Source organism: Peribacillus sp. AS_2 (assembly GCF_026891895.1).
In the GTDB taxonomy this organism is placed as follows: Bacteria; Bacillota; Bacilli; order Bacillales; family DSM-1321; genus Peribacillus; species Peribacillus frigoritolerans.
The window spans coordinates 346583-365193 of the sequence record NZ_JAPTGA010000001.1 but is presented as its reverse complement, the minus strand read 5'-3'; the positions used below and the strand labels follow the sequence as shown (position 1 = coordinate 365193).

Genomic DNA, 18611 nt, shown 5'->3' with positions numbered 1-18611 from the left:
TATATTTTTGTTATTCGGACCAATCAAGGCTTTCTAAAAATTCCAATACATCTTCATGCAGCTCGTCTTTTTCTTTATCAAGGGTTATGACATGACCAGATTCTTCATACCACTTGATTTTTTTGACCGGTGATTCTACGGAATCAATAATAATATCGGCACTTTTTGGATTGATAACATCATCATGCCGGCCCTGCACGACAAATGTCGGAGCATAAATAAGATCGACGTGCTCCCGTACATCCGTTATCAATTCCTGAAGGGCTTTCAATGTATTCATCGGTTTATCGGCAAGGAGGTCCATTTCAAGCTCTATTTGCTCTTGAGTTTTTCCTTCATACTTCTTAAATTCTCTGGCGTACTCCAATACTCCTTTAAACATCATTTCTTCACTTTTGATATACATAGGCGCACACATTGTTACGATACCCTTTATAGGTACAGTGTAACCTAATTTAAGAGAAAATACGCCTCCTAATGAGAGTCCGGCAACAGCAATTTCTTCATGGCCTTTGCTTTTCAGGAAATCATAGCCCATCATGACATCTTCCCACCAATCTTCCGGACCTGTTTTCACCAGCTCCTCTGGGGGAACGCCATGCCCTTCATAGTGCGGGGCATGGCAGGTGTATCCCTGTTTCTCCAAGTAACGGCCCAGCATCCGTACATCCGCTGAATTCCCCGTGAACCCATGTAAAAGTAAGACAGCCCTTTTTCCGCCTTCAAAAGTAAAGGGCTGCTGCAGCTTGATTTTCATGACCTTAAACTCCTTTATCAGTAAATAGAATTTTAAAAAATCCCTATCCTATAATTAAGTACTAAAATCACTATATCTATTCATGCAACTATTGTGCAAAGAAAAAAGCCTAGCTATTTAGCTAGACTCATTTTTGATCCATTACACATCAAAGTATGCAACAAGTAAAGTTAAAGCAAAGAATAGAATCGCCAATACTATTGTCGCACGATGTAAAACCAGGTCCAAACCGCGTGCCTTTTGCTTTCCGAATAACTGCTCAGCACCGCCGGCAATCGCACCTGATAAACCTGCACTCTTACCTGATTGAAGCAATACCGTCACAATGAGGGCGATACTGACAATCACTAAAAGCGTTATGAGAAATGCATGCATGCAATTACACCTCCTGAAGAACCAATAAACAATTACTTTAACTTTACCACACCCAATAAATATCCACAATCTTTGTTATACTATGATGGTAAGAATTCCTAAAAACCCATAGTCATTTATTTTCTTTTTGAATCAAAGTTTGAGATAATTTGCATAAATAGAGAAAGAGGTGTCAACATGTTTAAGTCCATACTACGGATTCTTGATCTCCTGACCATCCTATTCTCGGCGGTTGCCGGCTATTCTTTATGGGCAGGCGGAAGCAATTTCATCAGCGTCCTATTAATCATCCTATCACCGCTTCTATTGCTGCTGGCAAAGTATCACGGAAATCGATACTTATTATTTGCTGCATATATCACGACAACCGTTTATTTTACTGCTATTATTTATAATGGACTTTCCAATAGCGGTATCGACTTTTTCCAATCAAGCTTCCATGTCCTCCTAATCGGGGCAGCAGCTGCCTTGCTGAGCGTCATAGCGGCGGTCATTGGGTTCGGGACCAATACCCTTACGATTCTTTGGTTATCGCTTCATGCCCTTGTCACATTCGAGACAATCAGGATGTCATCCGGTTTCCTTTCGAGCTTTTGGTCTGATCCCGTCGTGGAAACCGCAATCCGTAACGATTATCCATTTTTACTGATGGTCGTCTGGATTGGCTTATTTCTTGATAAATATCAAAGTGAATTAACAAGGGATTACTTATCACGATAATTTTCAAAACTACTTTTATTGGAAATCTTATATTAAAAGCAAGGGGCCTTTCATATGTTAAAACCTATATTTGCAGCAACCGCTCTATCATCTTTCATTCTGATGGCTGGCTGTTCATCCGACCTGACAAGCGAGCATGAAAAAGAGCAAAAAGAAGAACAACCGAGCTCCCAGGAGACTGAGAAGGAGACTGAGACCGACAAGAATAATGATTCAAAAGAATCGGCCCAACGCCAGGTGGAAGTTGATGAAACGGCTAAACCCGGACAGGCTGGCCTTCAGACATTAGCCCATCCGGAAGGCATTCCTGTACTTGTCAATAAACAATACAGCCTGCCTGAAGATTACAAACCTGCTGACCTCATCTACCCAAAAGTGGATTTCATCTTTGAAGATAAAATTGAAAAAAGAATGATGCGAGAGGAAGCGGGAAAGGCACTTGAATTAATGTTCCAAGCTGCCGAAAAAGAAAACATGCACTTTGCCGGCGTTTCCGCTTACCGCTCTCACCAAAGACAGATCGAGGTCTTTAATAACTATGTGGCTAAGGACGGGGAAGAAAAGGCGAAAACCTACAGTGCAATGCCTGGGACAAGCGAGCATGAAACGGGCCTGGCGATCGATGTCACGACCCACGATGGGGCATGCGCTGCCCAAGACTGCTTCGGTGAGACGAATGAAGCGGCCTGGCTTGCTGAACATGCACATGAATACGGATTTATCATCCGTTACCCTGAAGGCAAGGAAAACATCACGGGTTATAAATACGAACCATGGCATATCCGCTATGTTGGTGTCGATGCCGCAACTGAAATCTTTGAAGCGAAGATTACATTAGAAGAATACTATAATGCCGTACCAGTGGAAGCTGTATCGGATAAATGAAAAAAGGTGCCCTGATGCGGCACCTTTTTTTATTAATCAAACGTTTGATTAAATCCCTTCAAGCTGGAAGCACTCACTGATTTATGGACATAAAAAACCTCCTATTCAATGTGGCTGGCCACATTGAATAGGAGGGAAAATTTCTGTAATCCATCTTCTAGCAAAGATTACTTTTTCAAGTTATAGAAAGATTTCAAGCCGCCATATACAGCCAAGTCACCAAGCTGGTCTTCGATGCGAAGAAGTTGGTTGTATTTAGCGATACGGTCCGTACGGGACATGGAACATCAGTAAAAACAGGATCATATCAACTTTTATTATCACTGTTACTCTTATTTATATGTAGTTGTATTGCTTACTTCATGACTAGCATTTTCAATAAATTCAAGCTATGTATGAAGTACTTTAATTATATCATAAACTTAAGTAATAGCAGTTTTAACTTTCAAATTTCAGGTATAAAATGAAAATACTCCTCTTTTAGCCACTAATAAAGGTTTTCATTCAATTGCCCAAAATTTTTAGTTTCAAAGTGCAAAACGCTACTTTTAATTGAATTTAATTTCTACACCCTTAGATTTGGTCATTTGTCCTACTTATTATTAAGCAAATAAAAAAGCACCCAAACGGATGCTTTTTGTTATATTACAGTGAATTCTCATATTTTCTAATCAATTCTCTATCTTTATCTTTATCTTTATCGGTCAGAGGAGTTGGATCACCTTGTGTAAACCGTGAAGTGAAAGAGGAACGACTAGCCTCACCGAAGGGAAGAACTATATCCAAAGGATTTGCTTTTATTTCGTTAATCTTCTTTTTCGCTTTACCAAGTTGAAGTAAATTTGTCATAATCTCAACTCCTCTCAAAAAATTGTCAGGTTTGATTATGTCCTGAACGTAAGTAATACAATGAGGCAAACTTGACATTCCGTAACTTTCTCTAATGTCAAAGCTAACTCTATAGTCCTCAGCAATTTGTTCAATAGCTACATTTATCTTCCAAAAGGGATCTCTATCACTAAAGGATACTATCCGAGAAGCACAATTGTCAAGATAACCAGAATCATCCAGCCAATCATAAACATCCATTAACTGTTCAATTCCGTTATTATCCATAGCCCTATATGTTAGTATATGTCCAAATTCATGTATTATACTAGCTGCTGTTCTTTCACCAACATCAAGTCTTTTCATTTCTCTATCCCAAGTATCATATATACCCTTGTCAATTGCAGATTGAGCTAACAACATTTCAAAGCCTTCCCTATGATGTGCCAAATCGTTCAAAATCCTTGTAGGAGTATGATCAGGAACTAAATAAATTTTTCGATTATCCCGAGTCGTAAAAGCTGTTTCTGCAGGTTTCCCTCTGCCATTAACAACAGTGAAAGGTAAATTTACAATTTCTGTGTCAATAATGATGTTTTTTTGTTCAACCTTTTTAAAACCACTATATACCTCGTGTTTGGTTCTTGGCATATGTCCATTTGAAATACAACGGTCTGCTCCAAAAGATAAATGCATTTCTTGAAAATACATATTAGTTGGTTTGTTTAAAACATTTATAAATCCATTTTCTAGTTGCACATCATCAAATGGAATATCCAACTCCTCATCAATAATACTTTTATCCATATATATCTTTTCCCCCATCTACCATTTATAAACTCAATATACCAAAATATAGAATATAATGGAAGATTAATTGAGATAAACATACATTAAGATGCTTACTTAGAAGAGTTGGAGAGAAAATTGACTTCCTTGCATGGAATCGTGTATATCTATGACGTGAGCCTATACCTACTATGCTCATATCTCTTAGATACAGGGACTTATAATGTGGGAAATACCCCCCTCACCTTTTCCACCACGTAAGATTGCTCTGTGAGGGAAGATAGCAATCCACGATTCAGAACATAACCACTTGATCTCCATTCTCCCTCATAGCAGTTACTTTACCTTTAAGACTTTCTAAATGGACAACTAGTCCATTTAAAACGTTCAGAATATCGCCTCTCTTATAAAGACCGTATCTACCTAATGAAAGTTCAACATTATTGTGGTTTATCAATGACTGGACTGCATTATCTGGTATTTCGTAAAAATCAACCACAGCTGAACTATCCCAAAGTCTGAATTAGGCAATAATACCAATCCTTTACCCGATCCAATACATCAAATCGTCAAGTCATATAAAGTTTTCTGTATCTAAGTTTGATAGGCAACCCTTCGCTACTTTTCTTTTACCGCTCTATATAAGGTAGCCCTGCTTATCTTAGTTATGTCAGATATCTCATTAACCGTCATTTTATTCGTGTCCCTATTGTTGAAAAGCTCCAGAGCATGATGTAATCCTTTATGCTTATCGGTGTACTTTTGAGGTCTACCTTTATATACACCTCTTTGCTTAGCCAACTCAATGCCTTCCAATTGTCTTTCTTTAATCATGTCAGCTTCAAATTCAGCTATACCACTTAATACTGTTATCATTAATTTACCGATAGCAGTTGAGGTATCTACCTTATCACCACCCATATTTAAGACAACTAGACTCACATTCTTTTGGTTAAGTAACTCAATTGTACTTAATGCATCCTTGGTACTTCTTGCAAATCGGTCTAACTTTGTAACAACCACAGTGTCACCATCTTTGACTGTCTCTAGTAGTTTTTTAAACTCCCCCCTGTTATCCTTCTTTCTGCCACTGACCTTTTCCTTATATATCATTTCACAGCCATTTTCTTTTAATTGGTTGATCTGTGCCGTCAGATTCTGCCCTAATGAAGAAACCCTGCCATAGCCATATCTCATATTCCATCACCTTTTCTCGCATAATTATGATACATGTATATGATACATTATGAAGTGGTATTATTACGGGGTCAAGTATTCATTCCAATTGGGTGTAGTTAAATGATACATTTCAAACAAAATAAGAAGGATTCCTCTTTGAGTAATCCTTCTCTTCTACTTAGCTTCTTTTACGTACGTTTTGAGTCGTATGTTATTCTAGCTCTATTCTTAATTATTGCCCTATTTATTAGGAATTAGTACGTCACCCTCAAGTACCTCTTTGATTAATGTATTTGCTTCATCAATTTCTTTAATATACGTACTTAAAGCTATAATAAAAGAAGTAGCTTGATCAATACTATCCGAGTCAAAGGTCTTATGATTATATCCTAGTTGCTGGTATTTAAACCAAGTTTTTAGTACATCATATCCCTTTATGACATAGTTAAACACATTCGTAGGAACTTCCTTAAAGTAACCTTTCTTTTTTTTATCGAAATCATTCAAGATAATTGTTTGGCTATCAACTTGAAAGGTTACATTTTTCAGCTTTAAGCTTCTTTCTCCTTCATATATAACTTCAGGTAACCCCTCATATCCTTCAATTTCATAACTTTGAAGTTTGCGGAGCTTTTTCCCTATTTCTATTCCTCTAAAATATAACTCCTTGTTACTAGTCAACGGTATTCGTAACATTCCTTCTACAAGTCCAAAGTATATGATTTGTTCATAAGTTACTCTAAATACTTTGGAAGATAAAACAGTATACATATAGTCGATTAAGTCTCCTGCTATAGTATCGTATTCAGATGAATTTTCATAGAATTTTTCATTTAATATTTTGATCAAAGATTCATCAACATTTTTCCCTATACTCTTAGTTTTCTTATCAGGAAAATACAATGGAAATATGTAAGAATTACCTCTTGAAGCAAGGTCATTATCTGGTAAGTTCTCTACAATATATGCAAATTGATCTAAATTCTTGCTAACTAAAGATGGCGATTTAGCCACTGCTAAAGCTTTTTTTTGGTAATCGGAATTCAGAAATAATACTTCTAATTCAGGTCTTGCTCTTCCTCCATCTTTTGAGGCTGTTTTCATTACTTTTGGTGAGTAGAAAACAAATCGTTTTAAGAACGGTCTAAAGTCATAATCAACAATGTTACGACTATTTAGATTCTCTTGAATTTCTTTTGCTGTATATGCTCGTTTCCATCCAGAGCGATAGCTTCCTACCTTTGCTTGATTCTCAAAGTATCTTTTATTTATCTCTTCGTCACTCACTGCCTCTGTAGAGAAATCCTCTAATAGTGACATGAGAGTGTCTTTATTTGAGTGGACCACTAATGCTGTACATCCAGTTTTCACTCCTGAAACATGATTCTTAAAGATTTTGTCTAATTCCCAAAAAGATAAGGAATACTTGGAAACTAAATCTTCCTCTGCTTGTATGGGCTTAAACGCTTTAAGCCAACCATAAGTATGAGATTCTATATAGTCCAACAAGTTTTGATCATTGTCTAACCATTCTTTTTTTTCACTACCATTTTTCCCTAATAGTGCTTTATAGAAAATTTTTCCCACATCGTTTTCAGAATTCAATTTTCCATCACTAGGTTTTTTAACAAGGGTCAATAAAGCTCTCCCTTGGCGAGTAGCAAATATATTTTTTTCAGACATACCTGTTTTACGCAGATCTGCATCAAACTCTAATACGTATATTTCGGAAAAATTCGCTTGAAGATACTCTCTCATGTAAACATACGATTTATCAACAAGTGCGGAACTTGGCACAATAAAAGAAATAATACCTCCATTTAACTTATCTATCTTAATACAAGCCCACATGATAAATTTCACAAAGTCATTTTGAAGTTGTTTTTGTATATTTTGTCTACCCCGTCTAGATTCTATAGGTGGACGAAAACTTTCTAAAGCACTTTCAATCTCTGTAAAATTCTCTCCCATATTGAATCCGCTATCTGAGGACGGAGGGTTGCCAATAATAACTACTAAAGGTGAGGAAGAAGCCTTTGTTAATTCATTAAACTCTTCTCGTAACAGTTGTGCTGAACTACCCATTTCTTTCTCATATGGAATTAATTCTTCCTTCAATATATCGTCACTCAAAGAATTTCCCAGGTACACTTTTGGGGTTGTGCTGTCTTTAATGCCATCAACTAATTGATTTATTCTCATTTGCGATAGAACATATGGTGCAGGTAATATTTCAATACCACTAATCTTAAATCCCTTTGCTTCTTTTTCTAACTTACTATTTTTATATAATGCTTCTAGAAAAGATCCTGTTCCACAACTGGGATCTATAAGCTTCGCTCCTTCTGAGTAGATACTCTTCTTAAAATGCTTCTGAGCCACCTTATTGGATAGCTTAACCGCATAGTCTGCTAAGTAACCTGGGGTAGCGTAAGCACCAAAATCTAGTCTCTCCTCTTGATCATATTTTCCATGGAATGAATCATATATCTTGTGAAAGTCATTAAGTAGTTCTGGAAGATCAATCTTTATCTTAGAAAGTAATGTTGCTGTATCATTCCAGCCTGTTGCTATATAACTTAAAGGTGATGAAAACACCAAAGTTGTCATTGCTGCTAGCGGTCTATATTCTTTAACCATGTCATTAAGTAAATATTCTTGAAGAGATTTTACACTAACATCCTCCTCACCCTTAGATTTCTCTATATATGCTAAGAGTAATGAAAATATAAGAGTTTGTCCCACAAGACTAGCAAAAGATTCCTCATCTAAAGTTTCATCCAAATTCTCTTTAAAAACCTTGTAAATTTGCTGCAAATTAACTGCTAACACTTCAGAACTGTAATCATGATATTTCTTCAATAACAAATTTCTTACATCATCTTTAATAAAGTTAGCCCTTCTTGCTAATAAATCAATAAATTGATCATTGTTTAAATCCCTTGCAGTCGCACTAGAAAAAAATTCGTTAAAATATTTATATAGATCGTCCACGACTTGTTCAGGAATATCAAACTCCTCTCCATTTAAGAAGTTGGCTTTTGAATTGACTAAACAAATTCGGGGGGCGACACTAAAATCATCAATGGTTTGAGCATTATGAAAAAATACAAATTCTATACCGTCAGTTAGTATTAATTTAGTTTCCAATTCACTATAACGGTTAATTTGCTCTTCGAACTCAAGAGGGTCAAGCTCAGCATTTGAAATGTATTTTACCTCAACATACCCATAAACACTATAGTCATTAATGTTATGAAATTTATAATCTGGTCTACCCTTACCAGTAGAACTTGGCTCATGTATGTAGCCTATGTCGTTTAGTTTCCCTAGTCTGTTTATTATTTGATCAAAGAAATTACTTATGTTCGGACGATATGTCATTTCAGGTGTTGCTGATCCCGATTCTTTTCCTTGTACATATGTGTTTTTTAATTTCATCAAATATTCCCTAACGAAATCCTTATTTAACATTATTAACCTCCCCCTCTTTTTACAAAAAAAAGGCTTATGTGTAAGCCCTATACTTAATTATACACATAAGCTCTATTCTCTGACCTATTGAATTCTTTTCTCTTTCTTAATGCTTCTGTAAAAGCATAACCTAAAGATTCAGCTAATAAAGGAGGGACTGCATTACCTATCTGTTTAGCAACTTCTACCTTAGTCCCACTGAAAACAAAGTCATCCTTAAAGGTTTGTAACCTTGCTCCCTCTCTTAATGTTATACTTCGATTTTCTACAGGATGAGCAAATTTCCCTCTTGTGAAACTATCAAACCTCGCTGTTATTGTTCCAGCTGGTTCATCCCATGCTAACCTTCCGTATACATATCGGTGTCCTGCTTTTTCCACACTTACCTTATGACATTCTAATCTCAATTCCTCTGGAATAAATTCTCTCCCTCCACCTTGTGGAACATGGGATATCCTTATTCGATTCATTTCCGAAAGTCTTTCCTTCCTGTGGTTAGGGTAAAGCGGATGATCACTAAAGTCCTCAGGAGGAGTCGGCAAGTCAAAAATAGCATCCCTCACTGTACGGTAATTTTCAGGTTGATATTTCTTCTTAGGGAACTCAAAAAAAACTCGATCATTAATCGGTTTTTCACCTACAATAAAGACTCTCTTTCGTGATTGAGGGACACCATAATCAGCAGCATTGAGAGTTTCCATTTGGGTATGATATCCCATTTTCGTTACTAACTCCAATATCTCCTGCACATAAGATGCACCTCTTTTATTCTTTATACCTGTTACATTTTCCATTAAAAAGAATGTTGGTTTTAACTCTTCAATTAAACGAGCATACTCTAGTACAAGGGAATTTCTTGCATCTTTGTCTTCCCCTCGTCTTTGAACCGAAAAGCCTTGGCATGGTGGTCCACCAGCCAACAAAGACAATTCTCCCCTTTTCAATCCAACAGACTTGAGTAAATCATTACCGTTAATATTCTCTATCGATTCTAATAAGACTGGATGACGAAAGTTTTTACCATAAGTCTCCACAGCATATTTATTATTATCAAAGGCTAATTTAATATTTAAACCTGCTTGTTGCAACCCAAGCGACAAACCTCCTGCACCACTAAACGAGTCAATAACAGTAAAGTCCTTTTCATACACTGATAATTACCCCCTTCTTTTTTTTAATCCTGCAATAACACTGGAAAATGAGTTACTTACAGGTTCAGTTACATCATATTTTTTATCTTCAAGGTACTCAATTTCTGTTGGCTCGTCTGCCATCATTTCACCTAAAATATGAGCAGCCAGATATGTCGAAAATCTTGGTGGAACAGCATTACCAATCTGCCTGAACTTTTCATCAAATGTTCCCTCAAATATAAAGTTAGAAGGAAACCCTTGAAGTAAAGCAGCTTCTCTCACTGATAAGCCCCTATCTTGTTCTGGGTGGCTAAAGCGACCACTTGCTGGGTTTCTTGCATAGTTTGTGATTGTTATAGAAGGACGATCCCAATATAAACGACCATAAACATCCGAGAATCCTTTAACTTTGTCTAGACACTGAGGTCCAATTCCATGAGGACGATTCCCACCATTCTTCGGTACACTTGCAATGGTATCCACCGTTGATTTTTGATGTCTTGCAGTAACATGAAATGAGTCGTCCTCATTTGCGACTCCAGGTTCGATTGGAGGTAGGTATCCTATCGCATCCCTAACCGTCCGAACATTTTCTCTATCTAAAAACCCTTTAGGCATAAAAAATCTCTTTTTAGAGGCAATAACTAATGCTCTATATCGTGCTTGTGGAACGCCATATTCAGCCATGTTTACTATTGTAGCCCTTACAAAATATCCACTATCTTCCATCGTTTTTTTGAATTCCTGAAAGTTTCCCCAATACTTCTTTGCTAATAATTCAGGAACATTTTCCATAATAACAAAATCAGGTTTTATCTTAGCAGCTACTTTTGCAAAAGTACCTACTAGAGTATTTCTAATGTCATTATCATTCCTTAATTTCTTACTATGGGATGAAAAACCTTGACATGGCGCACAACCAATTAATACTAATGGATTCTTTTCATTAATATCGAACAAGTCATTCAGTTCCGAGTCATTTTTCATCACTAGTTCATTTATGTCTATATGTTTAGGTTTGATACCAAGATTAGCCTCATAGGTCATATTTGCTTTGATATCAATGTCCACTGCTCCTCGCTCTCTAAAAGAAGGAAGGACAGAGGTAATTGCCTTGAATCCTGTAGAAATCCCTCCGCAGCCAGAGAATAAATCAATAACATCTATAGATCCTCGATAGTCTAGTGCGTAGTTTATATTGTTAATTTCATTACTATATGCTAACCATGCTCCTACTAATCTTGCATAGTATCTTACATCTTCATTTTCTTTATCCATAGCAATCTTTTGATTGCTTCTAAAATTCTCTAAATCTTTGGTTTTAACTAGTTTTTCAATTCTATCTTTAATAGGAGAGAAAATATCCTTATTATTGACTGTACTCATTGTACTTAATCCCTCCATAAATGATTGGGTTGATTGGGTCTTAAAACGAACATTCGTTCTTTATTGATTTTACTACAATTATCTTTTTAAAGCATTGATAAAAACTCTATATTTATATTACGATCAGTTTTTATGAACCAGCTTTTGAATTATTTTCCAAATGCGAAACCCTACAATAAAAGTTTTACAGGGATTGTCTAATGTTGTACCAACAGAGTACAAAACCATTTTAAACATCAATTATTACATTACCATAGTAAACAATTTTCTGTCACTGAATTGGCTTTTCACTACTAGTCTCTTTAGAAGTAAACCTTGAACCAATTATTGTCTCAGGCTTTTGTCTTTTCAATAACGAATTTCACTACTTTTTGAAGAAGTACTTCTAATAAAATCGATATTTCATTAATTTACCGAAAAATATAATAATAGTGACGTGTCTCTATATCAACTATGTATTAATCCCATAGATACGGGTGGGTGCTTATGATGTGAAAAGTAGCCCCCCTGTGTTTGCTTACTCTGATAGTTTATCGTTTACAAATACTACTACTTGAGTTCATACACAAACTTTTGCTTACTCATGTTCATATATGAATTTTATTACAATATATCCCTAAAGGATTTGTACGTATTTTTTATTGTAATGTTATCTTCATCTTCACATTTGGTTCTAAAACTTCAGTTTTATATTCAGCCTTCACACCTTTTAACGTTTCTTCAACAAAATAAGTAATTTCATCAAGATAAAGTTCTTCATTTCGTTCTATAACAACTTCTCCTTCATCCTGTAATTTTATCAACGCTTTCCCAACTTCTCCTAAGATTCCATTCATTTAATTTCATCCTTTCAATTTTAAAGATATTCCTTAACTTGAGTTCCAACACTCAATAAATGTTAGTTAATTATGTCATCTGTTACCGTATTTCCTCTCTCTCTAACAAACTATACAAAGTTCCAGTTCCGATCGATAATGTCTTACATATGTATCTCACGGACTTACCTTCTTTATACCATTCTATAGCCTGCATTGCCTTTTCTGACTTCTTCCCACCTATTTCAACCTCAAACTTACGTCCTTTATATTTCCCCGCTTTCTTTGCTATCTCTATGCCCTCTCGCTGACGTTGTAGTGTTAATCCACGTTCCAGCTCCGCTAAGCTTCCAAAGATATTAAGTAAAAACTCATTCATCGGATTATCATTTGAAGTGTCTAACCATGACTCATTTAGCGACTTAAGAGAAGCACCTTTTTCTTTGATGCTCTCAACGATAGTTAGCAAGTCTTTAACTGAGCGGGATAGACGAGATATCTCATGAACTAGTACAACATCACCAACTTTCAGTTCGCTTAACATACGTTGAAGTTCTGGACGGTCTGTTCTTTTGCTACTCATTTTCTCTTCATAGAACACATTGCACCCTTCTGCTTTTAATGCTTTGCGTTGAAGAGCTGTAATCTGTCTTTCAGTCGATACTCTTATGTATGCTTTATTACTCATGTAACTGCCTCCGTCATTTTGTAGCTTTATAGTAGCTTTTATTTCAGTAACAGTCAAACGGTAACAAAATGAACATACGGAAACTCTTGACATTACCACGTTTGTAAAATGATTACAAACGTTACAGTATACGTACCCTCTATCAAACCAAATGTTTTTCGAATGACAAGGTAGAAAGAGGCTACCACTGGTAAACCTCTCTTTAGAACCAATATAATATTCCAATCTATGCTAGGATGGTGAATATTCCAAGTGAAAATCGCCGTTCTACGTTCTTTTTTATCTTATACGCATCTTTGATCCCATACTCTTTAATTAGGGGTCATTATTATGAAAGGGATGACTTTTACTTTTCTATACTTTATAATGTCATTAACTAATTAAATTTGTTTAATTCTTTGACTTGTAAGGGACGGCAATCCTTTACAAGTTTTTTTTCTGATTATCTTTGGAAAACTAAACTTATTCATATCTTCTTCTGTTATTCCCATTTCATCTTTTATCTTTTTGTTAGCGGAAACAATCTCTAAATCATAAATATCAATCATTTCACCAATACAACGCTTAAATTGCTGGGTCTTAAATTCTTGTTGACCCCTAAAGTAATACGGTATTTTACCAAGTACTTCTTTTTCAGTTGCCCATCCGTTCTGTTCTATTAACGTAAGTGTAGTAAAATGTATTTTTGATACTGTCTCTGTGTTCAAATCCTCAATTTCTTTTCCTTTGTCTTGAGGGAAAACTCTGTCTGCTTCCTGCCGCCCAAAAGTCCTCATAATTCCTTCATAGGAGATAGTCCTACCTGTACAACCCTGTTCTAACCAAACCTTACACATCTCATCAATTTGGCAAAAGAAATCATAAGTGTAAAGGGGTAATTCATAGGTACTACTTCTATATTGAAAGTGATTTTCTCTTTTGTTCCTTTTCTGGTTTAACAAAAGGTTTTCTGGTATTTCGGATTCTTCGAATTTTCTTGTTATCTTGAAAAGTGTTAAGAAATTCATTCTTGTTCCTGTAGCACTGGTGCTTCTACCGAAGTGTTTTGCTAGCGTTCTAATGCTATGGTAAAACACAATGCTTGGATCTGAATCATTGGTTATAAACTCTTTCGCTAAATCTAACAGCATGTACAAATCCTGTAAATGACCATATCTATTAAACACCTTGTGGAAATGGGGATGTATATCTTCTAGCTCATCAGACCTTATTAGTTCCTTATATATATCTACTGATTCCTTAAATTCCTTAACCGCTTCACTCTCGTAAACCTCTATTCTATAAAGTTCCAGCAAATATTTCTTTGCTTCTACTACAGAACATTTTAACAACTGCTGAACCACATGAAAGATTGTTCCTGCAAATGGATGACTTGTTGAATGACATTTATATAGCCAGTGACCATTACCTTTTTTAGATCGATAGATTGAAGCACTAGGATTACTCTCTTCATGAAAAATATCGATAACGTTACCTTGTGTTTCAAACCCCAAAAAAGCTCTTAAATTTTGTTTTTTTAGATAATCGAACACCTCATTGTTTGATAATGTTACTGGTTCTATATTAATCAGTTCTTGAAGCTTCTTTATGTTCCTATTCCTTATTAATTCAACATGATTAGAATGGATGGTGTTATGTGAAGCTTCGGGGTTCGTGTGAACCCTTGTGACGGACATATCTAGATTACTCTTTATGTCCTGCAAAGGGGTCTTATTAATTAACTCCTCTATCTCTAACCGATTTTCGTAGTTAAATTGAATAACTTTTTTACCACCAAAGAATAAACGACTTCCATCTCTACATGCCTGATCTGCATATGGATAGCGTTCAAACAAATCAGCCATAATGTTTTCAAAATCCATATAGGACGTTACTGGTTCATCTAATACAAAGACCACACGGAACTTATGATGTTCTTCTCTATGACTAAAAGTTGTATAAAGAAATGCAGCATTTTCTTGAAAAAAGTCATCTTCAAAAGCTTCATCTAAGGTCAAACCCTCATCAAAGTCTAAAGCAATTACCTGTTGGGATTCCCAGTTTGCTTTTGACCGTTTAACTTTTCCTTTTACCTGCTTAAAGGTTGCAGGTATAAAGGTTTTCCCCCTTGCTATTTCAGCTGCCATATTCTTCACGTTAACTTCTACAGGAGCATTTTGGATAATGCGGTTATTGAGCGCACCAATTTCATACCCATGTGGTTTTGACGAATACTCAACTTTATCTAGTATTATGTTCATCAATGTTATCCTCACTGTGCTGTTTAATATATTCTCGTACATATTCAGTGAATTGTTCATTATTTCTAAGGAATGAAAGAGTATCAATTAAAGCTTTAATTTTTTCTACCTCTTCCTTCTCGAATAAGTTATTTAATGAAGTTACAATGTTTAAATAGTTTTCACCGATAGAATACTGTAAACCATCCATATAATCCGTGTCGTATAGATTCATTGTTACTCTCTTTATTTCCATTTCTCTTTCCTTAATTTCAAGTAACATTTGTCTATCTTCTGCGTGAGGGTCAGATGGCACAGGTATTCCATAGAAATCATCCTCCACTTCTACTGAATCTCTGTCTGACAGATATTTGGAACGAGCTATTTCAATATCTATTTCATCTACACTATCCATTGCTTTTTGAAATAATTCCTTATCTACATACCTAAACTCTGGAATTTCCGTCAACTGGTCAATCCTTTCTTTTGGAATCTTTCTTTTTCCCTTTAACCAGTCATAGACGGTTTGTCTACTTACGCCAATTTTTTGAGCTATTTGATTGGCATTCAAATTAAATACGTTAATAGCTTTTTCTAATCCAATGATAATGATCACCTCTAATTAAATTTTGACTTACAAATGTAAGTCTGTATAAAGAGAATACCATGACTTACATTTGTAAGTCAATACTTGATGTGAATTTTTCTAAAAGAAATGCAAATGTCAAAACCATACATAGTAACAGTTGAAAAATCTTATACTTTTTTATAATCAAAATGAAACCCGCCTCGTATCGGATATTTTTAACACTGTATCGTGTGGACTAACCTACTACCCCTATTCTCCCAAAGTAAGTGGGGAAAATATGTGATAAATACCGCCCCCTCTTATACAAGAAAGAGCAGCCACAATAACAACCCCAATAGTTTCAATCATCACGTCATTGATACAATACGTTTTTTGCCAAGAAAGGGGTATTCATTGGATTCAACAAATAACTACAAATTCATCAAAGGACTAGATTTTGTTGCCAATTCTAAAATTTCCTCTGTTTCTAGACCTTGTAAATAACGCTTAGTAACTTGAATATTTTCATGCCCCGCAATCCTTGAACAGCTATATAAGTCTAGTCCATTCCTCAAGTTAGATTGAATAGAGAAGTGTCGTAACGTGTGGGGGCTACATCTAATATCTTCTCTTACACTAGCTTTCATACCTGCCTTTCTAACAACATTCTGAATTTGAACACCTGTCAAAGGTCTTCCGTTCCTCGATAAGAAATAATTTCCATGCTCTAATTTCTTATTTTTAAAATAGCCTTCTTTTATCCGCTCATATCTAATCATATACTTCTTCAACATCAAGCTAATCGGAACATAACGCCACTTTGCTCCTTTACCAAACACCCTAATATTTGTCTCATTCATCCACCCTGACTGTACATTGATTAACTCTGTCATCCTTATCCCTGTATCGACAAACATAGCAATAATGACCTTATTACGTGCGTTTAAGTAACTTTTAAAGTCATAGATCTCAATCATCTTAGCAACTTCTTTATCCGTAAAAGTTTTTATAACGACTTTGTCTTCTTTTAACAGTTTTATCTTAGCAAGCACATTATGACTGACGTATTCCTCACTAACTAAATAACCATAGAATGCTCTCATAGATTTAATTATGGTGTTGATGTAGTTTGATTTGTTTCCTATTTCTAATTGATATTGAACAAACCTCTTAATGTGTAAAGAGGAAACATCCTCAATATCAGAAATCTCATGTTGTTTATCCAAGAAAATAATCAATTGATCGATATTGTATTTGTACGTCTCTATCGTCCGCTTAGAATAGTTCTTAATCTGTAAATCAAATGAAAACTCCTTCAATAGATCCTTTATTAACATAAAAAAACCTCCCAATTAATGTGGATTACCACATATAAATAGGAGGTTAAAAGCAATAAACTGTACGACTAAGTTCATGTTTTTGTATGACACAACTCAAGCCCTACGAACTAGTCTTGTACGACTTAATTCAACCCTTTATAACTCAAAATAATTACTTTTTCAAGTTATAGAAAGATTTCAAGCCGCCATATACAGCCAAGTCACCAAGCTGATCTTCGATGCGAAGAAGTTGGTTGTATTTAGCGATACGGTCCGTACGGGACATGGAACCGGTTTTGATTTGTCCTGCGTTTGTTGCAACGGCGATATCAGCGATCGTTGCATCTTCCGTTTCACCTGAGCGGTGGGAAACGACTGCAGTGTAGCCTGCGCGTTTAGCCATTTCAATTGCATCAAACGTTTCGGTCAGTGTACCAATTTGGTTCACTTTGATCAGGATGGAGTTACCGATGCCTTTTTCGATGCCTTCAGCCAATTTTTTCGTGTTCGTTACGAAAAGATCGTCACCAACAAGCTGAACTTTAGAACCGATGCGTTCCGTTAGAAGCTTGTGGCCATCCCAGTCATTTTCATCCAGGCCGTCTTCGATGGAGATAATAGGGAATTCATTCACTAGCTCTTCATAGAAAGCAACCATTTCTTCGGATGTAACACCATTGCGGCCTTCGCCTGCAAGATCATATTTGCCTGTTTCTTTGTTATAGAATTCAGATGAAGCCACGTCCATGCCAAGGTAGATATCTTCGCCTGCTTTGTAGCCAGCTTTTTCAATTGCCTCGATGATGACTTGAAGCGCTTCACGGTTTGAACCAAGGTTTGGCGCAAAGCCGCCTTCATCGCCGACTGCCGTATTCAAGCCTTTGGCTGAAAGGACAGATTTCAAGGCATGGAATACTTCTGCACCCATACGAACTGCTTCTTTGAAGCTAGGAGCTCCTACAGGAAGGATCATGAATTCCTGGAAGTCAACATTGTTATCGGCATGTGATCCGCCGTTAATGATGTTCATCATTGGAGTCGGAAGTTGTTTCGCATTGAACCCACCAAGGTAACGATACAATGGTAATCCAGAAAATTCCGCAGCGGCATGGGCAGCAGCCATTGATACGCCAAGGATTGCATTGGCTCCCAAGTTACCTTTGTTTTCAGTGCCATCCAATTCAATCATAGTAAGGTCAAGACCTGCTTGGTTCGTTACATCCAAACCGATGACAGCTTCAGCAATGATATCATTTACATTATCGACTGCTTTTTGTACCCCTTTACCCAGGTAGCGAGATTTATCCCCGTCACGAAGCTCAACCGCTTCGTGTTCTCCTGTTGAAGCACCTGATGGTACGATTGCACGTCCGAAGTATCCGGACTCTGTTTGGATTTCTACTTCTATTGTTGGGTTACCACGTGAATCTAGCACTTCGCGTGCATATACATGTTCGATGTACGGCATTATAAATC

Annotated in this window: 15 protein-coding genes and 1 pseudogene; 2 read left to right on the top strand and 14 right to left on the bottom strand. The window is 36.2% G+C overall.

Going from position 1 to position 18611, the window contains the following annotated elements; genetic code table 11:
- Window positions 1-10: 10 nt before the first annotated feature.
- Window positions 11-757, bottom strand: coding sequence for an alpha/beta hydrolase (locus OTG27_RS01705; RefSeq protein ID WP_268936038.1), 747 nt, complete (start codon window positions 755-757; stop codon window positions 11-13).
- A gap of 141 nt (window positions 758-898) precedes the next feature.
- Window positions 899-1132, bottom strand: coding sequence for a preprotein translocase subunit SecG (gene secG, locus OTG27_RS01700; RefSeq protein WP_034309999.1), 234 nt, complete (start codon window positions 1130-1132; stop codon window positions 899-901).
- A gap of 177 nt (window positions 1133-1309) precedes the next feature.
- Between secG and OTG27_RS01695 the strand changes: the two genes are divergently transcribed.
- Together OTG27_RS01695 and OTG27_RS01690 are read left to right on the top strand one after the other, a co-directional pair.
- Window positions 1310-1852, top strand: a complete 543-nt coding sequence (locus tag OTG27_RS01695) for a hypothetical protein (protein WP_057278104.1) — start codon at window positions 1310-1312, stop codon at window positions 1850-1852.
- Window positions 1853-1906: 54 nt separating this feature from the next.
- Window positions 1907-2737: a M15 family metallopeptidase gene (locus tag OTG27_RS01690; protein WP_268936037.1), complete on the top strand. Its 831-nt coding sequence runs from the start codon at window positions 1907-1909 to the stop codon at window positions 2735-2737.
- A gap of 167 nt (window positions 2738-2904) precedes the next feature.
- Here OTG27_RS01690 and OTG27_RS01685 read toward each other — a convergent pair.
- The 12 genes and pseudogenes from OTG27_RS01685 to eno form a co-directional block, all read right to left on the bottom strand.
- Window positions 2905-3021: pseudogene (locus tag OTG27_RS01685) on the bottom strand (hypothetical protein); the annotation flags it as partial.
- A 361-nt stretch (window positions 3022-3382) separates the two neighbouring features.
- Complete coding sequence (locus OTG27_RS01680; RefSeq protein ID WP_268936036.1) at window positions 3383-4372, bottom strand: hypothetical protein; 990 nt, start codon at window positions 4370-4372, stop codon at window positions 3383-3385.
- A 600-nt stretch (window positions 4373-4972) separates the two neighbouring features.
- Complete coding sequence (locus tag OTG27_RS01675) at window positions 4973-5551, bottom strand: recombinase family protein (RefSeq protein ID WP_268936035.1); 579 nt, start codon at window positions 5549-5551, stop codon at window positions 4973-4975.
- A gap of 222 nt (window positions 5552-5773) precedes the next feature.
- Entirely contained in the window at window positions 5774-9007 is a 3234-nt protein-coding gene (locus tag OTG27_RS01670; RefSeq protein ID WP_268936034.1) for a type ISP restriction/modification enzyme, read from the bottom strand.
- A gap of 53 nt (window positions 9008-9060) precedes the next feature.
- A complete protein-coding gene (locus OTG27_RS01665) occupies window positions 9061-10158 on the bottom strand; it encodes a DNA cytosine methyltransferase (protein ID WP_268936033.1) in 1098 nt (365 codons plus the stop codon).
- Between the two features lie 6 nt (window positions 10159-10164).
- Window positions 10165-11526 (bottom strand): DNA cytosine methyltransferase, encoded by a 1362-nt coding sequence (locus OTG27_RS01660; RefSeq protein ID WP_268936032.1) that lies wholly within the window; start codon window positions 11524-11526, stop codon window positions 10165-10167.
- Between the two features lie 638 nt (window positions 11527-12164).
- Complete coding sequence (locus OTG27_RS01655; protein ID WP_268936031.1) at window positions 12165-12362, bottom strand: hypothetical protein; 198 nt, start codon at window positions 12360-12362, stop codon at window positions 12165-12167.
- A gap of 82 nt (window positions 12363-12444) precedes the next feature.
- The gene (locus OTG27_RS01650) at window positions 12445-13029 is read right to left on the bottom strand and encodes a recombinase family protein (RefSeq protein WP_268936030.1); all 585 of its coding nucleotides are present in this window, start codon (window positions 13027-13029) and stop codon (window positions 12445-12447) included.
- Window positions 13030-13409: 380 nt separating this feature from the next.
- Window positions 13410-15269: a hypothetical protein gene (locus OTG27_RS01645; RefSeq protein WP_268936029.1), complete on the bottom strand. Its 1860-nt coding sequence runs from the start codon at window positions 15267-15269 to the stop codon at window positions 13410-13412.
- Window positions 15250-15864: a helix-turn-helix domain-containing protein gene (locus OTG27_RS01640; protein WP_268936028.1), complete on the bottom strand. Its 615-nt coding sequence runs from the start codon at window positions 15862-15864 to the stop codon at window positions 15250-15252. Before OTG27_RS01640 ends, OTG27_RS01645 begins: the two co-directional genes overlap by 20 nt.
- 383 nt (window positions 15865-16247) lie before the next feature.
- On the bottom strand, window positions 16248-17153 hold the full coding sequence (locus tag OTG27_RS01635) for a tyrosine-type recombinase/integrase (RefSeq protein ID WP_268936027.1): 906 nt from the start codon (window positions 17151-17153) through the stop codon (window positions 16248-16250).
- A gap of 154 nt (window positions 17154-17307) precedes the next feature.
- The gene (gene eno, locus OTG27_RS01630) at window positions 17308-18603 is read right to left on the bottom strand and encodes a phosphopyruvate hydratase (protein WP_034309992.1); all 1296 of its coding nucleotides are present in this window, start codon (window positions 18601-18603) and stop codon (window positions 17308-17310) included.
- Window positions 18604-18611: the final 8 nt, after the last annotated feature.

Coding starts and splice junctions, on each gene's coding strand:
- OTG27_RS01705 (WP_268936038.1), bottom strand. CDS start 757: ATGAAAATCAAGCTGCAGCAGCCCTTTACTTTTGAAGGCGGAAAAAGG.
- secG (WP_034309999.1), bottom strand. CDS start 1,132: ATGCATGCATTTCTCATAACGCTTTTAGTGATTGTCAGTATCGCCCTC.
- OTG27_RS01695 (WP_057278104.1), top strand. CDS start 1,310: ATGTTTAAGTCCATACTACGGATTCTTGATCTCCTGACCATCCTATTC.
- OTG27_RS01690 (WP_268936037.1), top strand. CDS start 1,907: ATGTTAAAACCTATATTTGCAGCAACCGCTCTATCATCTTTCATTCTG.
- OTG27_RS01680 (WP_268936036.1), bottom strand. CDS start 4,372: ATGGATAAAAGTATTATTGATGAGGAGTTGGATATTCCATTTGATGAT.
- OTG27_RS01675 (WP_268936035.1), bottom strand. CDS start 5,551: ATGAGATATGGCTATGGCAGGGTTTCTTCATTAGGGCAGAATCTGACG.
- OTG27_RS01670 (WP_268936034.1), bottom strand. CDS start 9,007: ATGTTAAATAAGGATTTCGTTAGGGAATATTTGATGAAATTAAAAAAC.
- OTG27_RS01660 (WP_268936032.1), bottom strand. CDS start 11,526: ATGAGTACAGTCAATAATAAGGATATTTTCTCTCCTATTAAAGATAGA.
- OTG27_RS01655 (WP_268936031.1), bottom strand. CDS start 12,362: ATGAATGGAATCTTAGGAGAAGTTGGGAAAGCGTTGATAAAATTACAG.
- OTG27_RS01650 (WP_268936030.1), bottom strand. CDS start 13,029: ATGAGTAATAAAGCATACATAAGAGTATCGACTGAAAGACAGATTACA.
- OTG27_RS01645 (WP_268936029.1), bottom strand. CDS start 15,269: ATGAACATAATACTAGATAAAGTTGAGTATTCGTCAAAACCACATGGG.
- OTG27_RS01635 (WP_268936027.1), bottom strand. CDS start 17,153: ATGTTAATAAAGGATCTATTGAAGGAGTTTTCATTTGATTTACAGATT.
- eno (WP_034309992.1), bottom strand. CDS start 18,603: ATGCCGTACATCGAACATGTATATGCACGCGAAGTGCTAGATTCACGT.